At 64.3% G+C, this 6,177-nt stretch carries 4 protein-coding genes; all 4 read left to right on the forward strand.

Annotated features, from left to right (window positions below; translation table 11 throughout):
- Positions 1 to 748: D-alanine--D-alanine ligase (locus RT123_RS03525; protein WP_313007889.1), on the forward strand; the 748-nt coding region annotated here is incomplete at its 5' end.
- Positions 736 to 1,623 (forward strand): cell division protein FtsQ/DivIB, encoded by an 888-nt coding sequence (locus tag RT123_RS03530; protein ID WP_313007890.1) that lies wholly within the window; start codon positions 736 to 738, stop codon positions 1,621 to 1,623. The genes RT123_RS03525 and RT123_RS03530, both read left to right, overlap by 13 nt.
- Before the next feature lie 55 nt (positions 1,624 to 1,678).
- Positions 1,679 to 2,971, forward strand: a complete 1,293-nt coding sequence (ftsA, locus tag RT123_RS03535; protein WP_313007895.1) for a cell division protein FtsA — start codon at positions 1,679 to 1,681, stop codon at positions 2,969 to 2,971.
- 239 nt (positions 2,972 to 3,210) lie between these two features.
- Positions 3,211 to 6,177 (forward strand): TonB-dependent receptor domain-containing protein (locus RT123_RS03540; RefSeq protein ID WP_313007891.1); only part of this gene is annotated, 2,967 nt, incomplete at its 3' end.

Genomic DNA, 6,177 nt, shown 5'->3' on the forward strand with positions numbered 1-6,177 from the left:
GAACTGTCTGCATGGCGCTTGGGGCGAGGACGGCTGTGTTCAGGGCGTGCTGGAGACCCTGCGGATTCCCTACACCCATTCCGGCGTGCTGGCCTCGGCCCTGGCGATGGACAAGGACAAGTCCAAGGCCGTGCTGCGAGCGGCGGGCATCAAGGTGCCGGGCGGCGGTCTGTACGATCGTCACGAGGTCGCTAGCCGCCACGTCATCGACCCGCCCTATGTGGTTAAGCCGAATGCGGAGGGCTCGTCCGTCGGCGTCTTCCTGGTGCGCGAGGGCGCCAATCGTCCGGTTTCCGAGGTGGGCGAGCCGGGTTGGGCGTACGGCGAGCAGGTCGTTGTCGAGCCCTATATCGCCGGCAAGGAGCTGTGCGTCACCGTGCTGGGCGAACCGGCCGGGCCGCGCGCCCTGACCGTCACGGACATCACCCCGACCAATGGCTTCTATGACTATGAGGCCAAGTATGCGCCGGGCGGATCGGTGCACGTCCTGCCGGCCGTTCTGCCTCCGCACGTGTTCGAAAAGGCGCTGCGTCAGGCCGAGGCGGCGCACGTCGCAATGGGGTGCCGCGGCGTGTCGCGATCCGACTTCCGTTATGATGATGTTAAGGACGATCTGGTCCTGTTGGAGGTCAATACCCAGCCCGGCATGACTCCGACTTCGCTCGCGCCCGAGCAGGCCGCCCATACCGGGATGAGCTATGACGATCTGGTTCGGTGGATGGTGGAGGACGCCTCATGCCCGCGGTAGTTCGCGGCGGTCGGCGACAGGGTTCTAATCAGGCTCCACAGCGCGGTTCGGCTTCCAAAGGCGGGGGACGGTCGCGCAGCGGGGCCCAGAACGCGTCCGCCGTTCCCGGCAAGATGGCCGCCATCGGCCGTGTCGATATTTCGCCACGCACCGCCGTGATCGCCCTGGGCGCCGGCGCGCTGCTGCTGGTCGGGGTTCTGGCCACGGGCGCTCGCGCCGAGCGGATCGGCGCCTCGGTTTCTCATGGCCTGGACAGTGTGACGGCCGGCATGGGCCTGAAGCTGAAGCGGGTGCACATCACCGGCGCCTCGCCGGAGGCCGAGCCGGCGATCCAGCGCGCGCTGGGCCTGTATTCCGGTCAGCCGATCACCAGCCTGGATCTGGACGCCATCCGCACGCGGGTTCAGGGCGTGGGGTGGGTCAAGGAGGCGCGCGTGGTGCGCCTGTTGCCCGACACCCTGATCGTCGAGGTCAAGGAACACGACCGCCTCGCCGTCTGGCAGGAAGCCGGTCAGATCAAGGTGATCGACAACCGGGGCCAGGTCATCGACGGCGCTGACGCGCGTCGCTATCCGACGCTGCCGCTGGTTGTGGGCAAGGGCGCCGACGTGGCGGCGGGCGAAATCCTGCCTCTGCTGGCCCAGCGCCCGCGACTGATGGGGATGGTGGACGCCTTGGTGCGCGTGGATGAGCGCCGCTGGGACCTGCGTCTCAAAGACGGCAGCCTGATCCAGCTTCCCGCCACCGAACAGGAGGCGGCTTTGATCCGCCTCGATGCGCTGGACCAGCGCGAACGCCTGCTCGACCTGGGCTTCGCCCGCGTCGATCTCAGAACCCCCGACGAGGTCGCCGTGCGACCCGCCGGCGACGCCTAAGGACCGTAGAGACATGACCAAGCAACGCGGCGCGGCGAATGATCACGGTCGGGGCATGGATCCTCGCGCCGGACGTGCGCCCGTGGTCGCTGCGTTGGACATCGGGCAATCCAAGGTCTCGTGCTTCATCATGAAGCCGGACGGCGTGCGTCACGCAGACCGCACCATCCGCGTCGCAGGCGCCAGCCACGTCCAGTCCAAGGGCGTCAGGGGCGGGGCCATCATCAATATGGATGAGGCGGCCCAGGCCATCGGCCACGCCGTCGAACGCGCCGAGCGCGCCGCCCAGAGCCCGGTGTCCGGCGTCGTCGTCACGACCGCCATCGGCCAGATGGCCAGCCACCGGGTGCAGGCCCGGGTCTCGCTAGGCGCCAATCCGGTCGGCGATGCCGATCTGGCGCGCGCCATCGGCATGGCCCTGGCCCAGATTCGCCTGCCCAACCGTCGCCCGATCCACGTCCTGCCCATTGCCTGGTCGGTCGACGGCGCGCGTGGCGTGCATGATCCCCGCTCGATGCGGGGCGGCTCGCTGGGGCTGGATCTGTTGGTCGTCTCGATGGCCGAGAACGTCTTCACGACCCTCAGCCACTGCCTGGAGCTGGCGCACTTGGATCTGCAAGGCGTCGCCGCCGCACCGGTCGTCTCGTCTCTGGCCGCGCTGGAAGAAGACGAGATGGATCTGGGCGCCGTCTGCATCGACATGGGCGGCGGCTCGACCAGCGCCGCCGTGTGGGGCGGCCGGTCCCTGCTGCATATCGAAAGCCTGAATGTCGGCGGCGACCACGTCACCTCGGACATCGCGCGCGGCCTGTCCACGTCCAAGGCCGGCGCCGAACGGCTCAAGACCCTGCACGGCTCGGCCATGGCCAGCGCCAACGAGGACCGCGAAATGCTGGAGGCTCCGCCGCGCGGCGAGGACGCCTCGGCCGGCCCTGTCATCGTCCCGCGCGCCATGCTGAAGACCGTCATCGCCCCCCGCGTCGAGGAAACCTTCGAACTGCTCCGTGATCGGCTGAAAAACGCGGGCGTGGGCCTGGAGCCCGGTGCAGGCCTTGTCCTGACCGGCGGCGCCAGCCAGCTGAACGGCGTGCGCGAGCTGGCCGTGCGGGTCTTCGACCGTCCTGTCCGCCTCGGAAAACCCCAACGAGCGCCACATTTGGCCGACGCCGCCTCCGGCCCCGCCTTCTGCGCCACCGCCGGCGTCCTCCTCCGCGCCGCCTACGGACCGCGCGAGGCGGTGTCGGCGAGAAAGCTGATGGCGCGCCAGATCACGGCCGCCGATGCGCCACGCATCCACCGTGGGAATGTTGTGGGACGCGTGGCGGGCTGGCTCCGCGACAATCTCTGACATCGTGTAGTCGCAGTAAAGGCACCGAGCGCCATCTACTCAGGCGTCATTACAGCGGCAGCAACTAACCAATCCCCGGTAGCTGAACTGTGTCATGATTGTAACATCATCGACGCGTGCTGGCCCGATTTGGGTCACATTGGTTGCCTGACAGCCATATTTCGCTAGACGGTTTACGAGAAGCCATGGGCTTTTGCGGCTCGGCTGTTCGCAAATCGATTCTAGTGGGGTGACTGATTATGAAACTGAAGCGTAATTATTTGTTCGGGACGACGGTTCTGGCGGGCATTCTCGCCATGTCGGCCCCCGCTTGGGCCCAGGCGCAGCAAACCGCCGCTGAAGCCGCGGACGCTACTCAGGTTGACGAAATCGTCGTCACTGGTTCGCGTATCCGTCGCGATCCGGTCACGGCTCCCACCCCGCTGATCCAAGTCAGCCGCGAGACCTTGCTGACGACCGGTCAAAACACGGTCATCGACTATCTGGCGACCATTCCTGCGCTGATGAACTCGCAGGTTCCGTCGGACACGACCGCAGGCGTTTTGAACGCGGGCGGCCTGTCGCTGCCGAACCTGCGCTCGTTGGGATCGGGCCGCACGCTGACGCTGGTTGACGGCCGTCGCCACGTTGGATCGCAACAAGGCACCTTGGCTGTCGACGTCGACACCATTCCGCGTCTGCTGATCGAGAGCGTTGAAATCGTCACGGGCGGCGCGGCGTCCGTCTATGGTTCGGACGCCGTTTCCGGTGTGCTGAACTTCAAGCTGCGCAAAGACTTCGAGGGCCTGGAAATCGATGCCCGCTGGGCGCAGCTCAACGACGGCGGCCAAGATTCGAAGCGAATTTCTGTGCTGGCCGGCAAGAACCTGTTTGACGACCGCCTGAACGTTTACGCCTTCGGTGAATACGAGCAACTGGATGAAGTTCTGGCGGCCGACATCGATTGGCTGCAGGGCGGTTGGGGACTGGTCGGTCGCGATGCTGACACGGCCGCCGCACCTTACGACGGCGTGACAGATAGCCTTCTGTACAAGGATCGCCGCACGCTCCAGCTGCTTCGCTGGGGTCAGGTTACGCTCGCCAACAACTATCAGCCGAGCGCACTTAACAATCCGAACACGATTCCGACCGGACAGTGCACGACGACATCCATCACCTCGGCGTCCTGCTTCGGCGTCGCTCCGGGCAAGACCTACGTCTTTGATGGACTGACTGCGCGTACTGCTAACTTCGGCAACTGGGTTCAGCAAACGGGTACCAACCGTGGGGTCAACGTCGGTGGTGACGGTGAAAACCCCAATGTGATCTTCAACGTCGACTCGACGTTGCCGAAATCTGAAAATGCCCGCTTCCAGGTCGGCGGAAACTTCAAGATCACGCCGAACATCAACCTGTATGCCGAGGCCAAATACGTCGACGAAACAACGAACCTGGCGACGGGCTACTCGTTCGGCGACATCTACATTTCCGACACGCTGAACGCCGGGAACTCGATGCAGATCCTGAGCACGTCGGCCTATACGACGCGCACGGACAACGCCTTCCTGCCGGCCAATCTGGCCGCTGCGATCCGCGCAAACACGACGCCCGTCTATGGTCCGGCCACTGCAGGGGCTCCGGGTGCCCAGACGGGCACGACGGCTGCGCCGTTTGCGCGTTACAGCGCTTGGCTCCTGGACCGTCCGCAGGTCAATGACAAGCAATTGCAACGTTACGTTGTCGGCCTGAACGGGTCGGCTGGTGATCTGGGCTTTGTCAAGAATATCGACTGGGACTTGGGTTACACCTACGGTCGTGTCGATAACAAGAACGTCGAGCGTGGCCTGGACATCGAGCGCTTCTCCTACGCTATGGACGCAGTGCGCGACGCGTCCGGCAATATCGTCTGCCGCGTGCAGCAGCTGACCGCTAACGGCGGTACGGTCACGAGCCGTAACCCCAACGTGCCCGGTACGCTGAACTCGCAATCGGCCGTGGTCCAAAACTGTAAGCCGCTGAACGTCTTTGGTCTGGGCAACCAGAGCGAGGAAGCTCTGCAGTATGTGCGCGCCCAACTGACGATCGACCAAGTCAACGAACAGCATGACGCGCTAGGCACCGTGTCTGGCCAACTGTGGGACTTCTGGGGCGCCGGCCCCATCGGTGTCGCTCTGGGCGCCGAATACCGCAAGGAATACACCGAAGGCACGGGTCGCAGCCGTTCGCTCGGCACCACCTACGCCCAGCTCAACAGCGGCGCCGACTTCCTGCCAGCTTCCTATGAGACCAAGGAAGCCTTTGCTGAACTCTCCATTCCCCTGATGCGTGACAGCTTCCTGGGTGAATATGCAGAACTCAGCGGGTCGTATCGCTACAGCGACTTCTCCACCTTCGGTGGCAACGACGTTTACGGCGTGAACCTGGTTTACCGCCCGATCCGCGATATCGCCTTCAAGACGTCGTTCAACACCTCGGTTCGCGCCCCGACGTTGGCCGAAACGAACGCGCCGCAGACGCAGACCTTCCTGCAGTTCAACGACCCGTGCGCTACGATCAACATCCAGAACTTCGCTGATCGTACCAAGGCTGCGAACCGGATCGTGAACTGCGCTGCCTTGGCGCAGCAACTGGGTCTGACCTTCAACTTCCAAGATCCGACTGCGGCGAATGCCTATCGCCCCGACTACGGCGCAAGCGTTCCCGGACGTAGCGGCGGCAATCCCGACCTGCAGCCTGAAGAATCGGAATCGTTCACCTTCTCGACGGTTCTGCAACCGCGCTTCATCCCGAACTTCTCGCTGGTGCTCGATTATTACGAGATCACCATCGACAAGGTGATTGCGGCGGTTAGCGCTCAGGTTGCGGCGGAAAACTGCGTCAACGGGCCTTCTCTGAACACCAGCGCCTGCCAAACGCTGACCCGTACTGGCGTCAACGATCCGGCGACACCGCGCGATGACCGCTTCCTGCTGGTCGACTTCCTGCAGAGCTCGATCAACTACGCCAAGCGTAACGTTCGCGGTCTGGACTTCACGTCGAACTATCGCTTCGACACGCAAGACATGCTCGGCCGGAACTGGGGCGTGTTCCAACACTCGGTCAATGGCTCCTGGCTGATCGAGCAGAAGAACTTCAACAACATCGAAAACCCCGCCGACTTCACCGAACTGTCGAGCACGTTGTTCTATCCGCGTACCCGCCTGACCTCGACGCTGACTCGGCAAACG

Source organism: Brevundimonas vesicularis (assembly GCF_032067225.1).
GTDB classification, from domain to species: Bacteria; Pseudomonadota; Alphaproteobacteria; order Caulobacterales; family Caulobacteraceae; genus Brevundimonas; species Brevundimonas vesicularis_F.

Excerpts from the sequence above, each read along its gene's own strand:
- ftsA (WP_313007895.1), top strand. The coding sequence starts at position 1,679 with ATGGATCCTCGCGCCGGACGTGCGCCCGTGGTCGCTGCGTTGGACATC.
- RT123_RS03530 (WP_313007890.1), top strand. The coding sequence starts at position 736 with ATGCCCGCGGTAGTTCGCGGCGGTCGGCGACAGGGTTCTAATCAGGCT.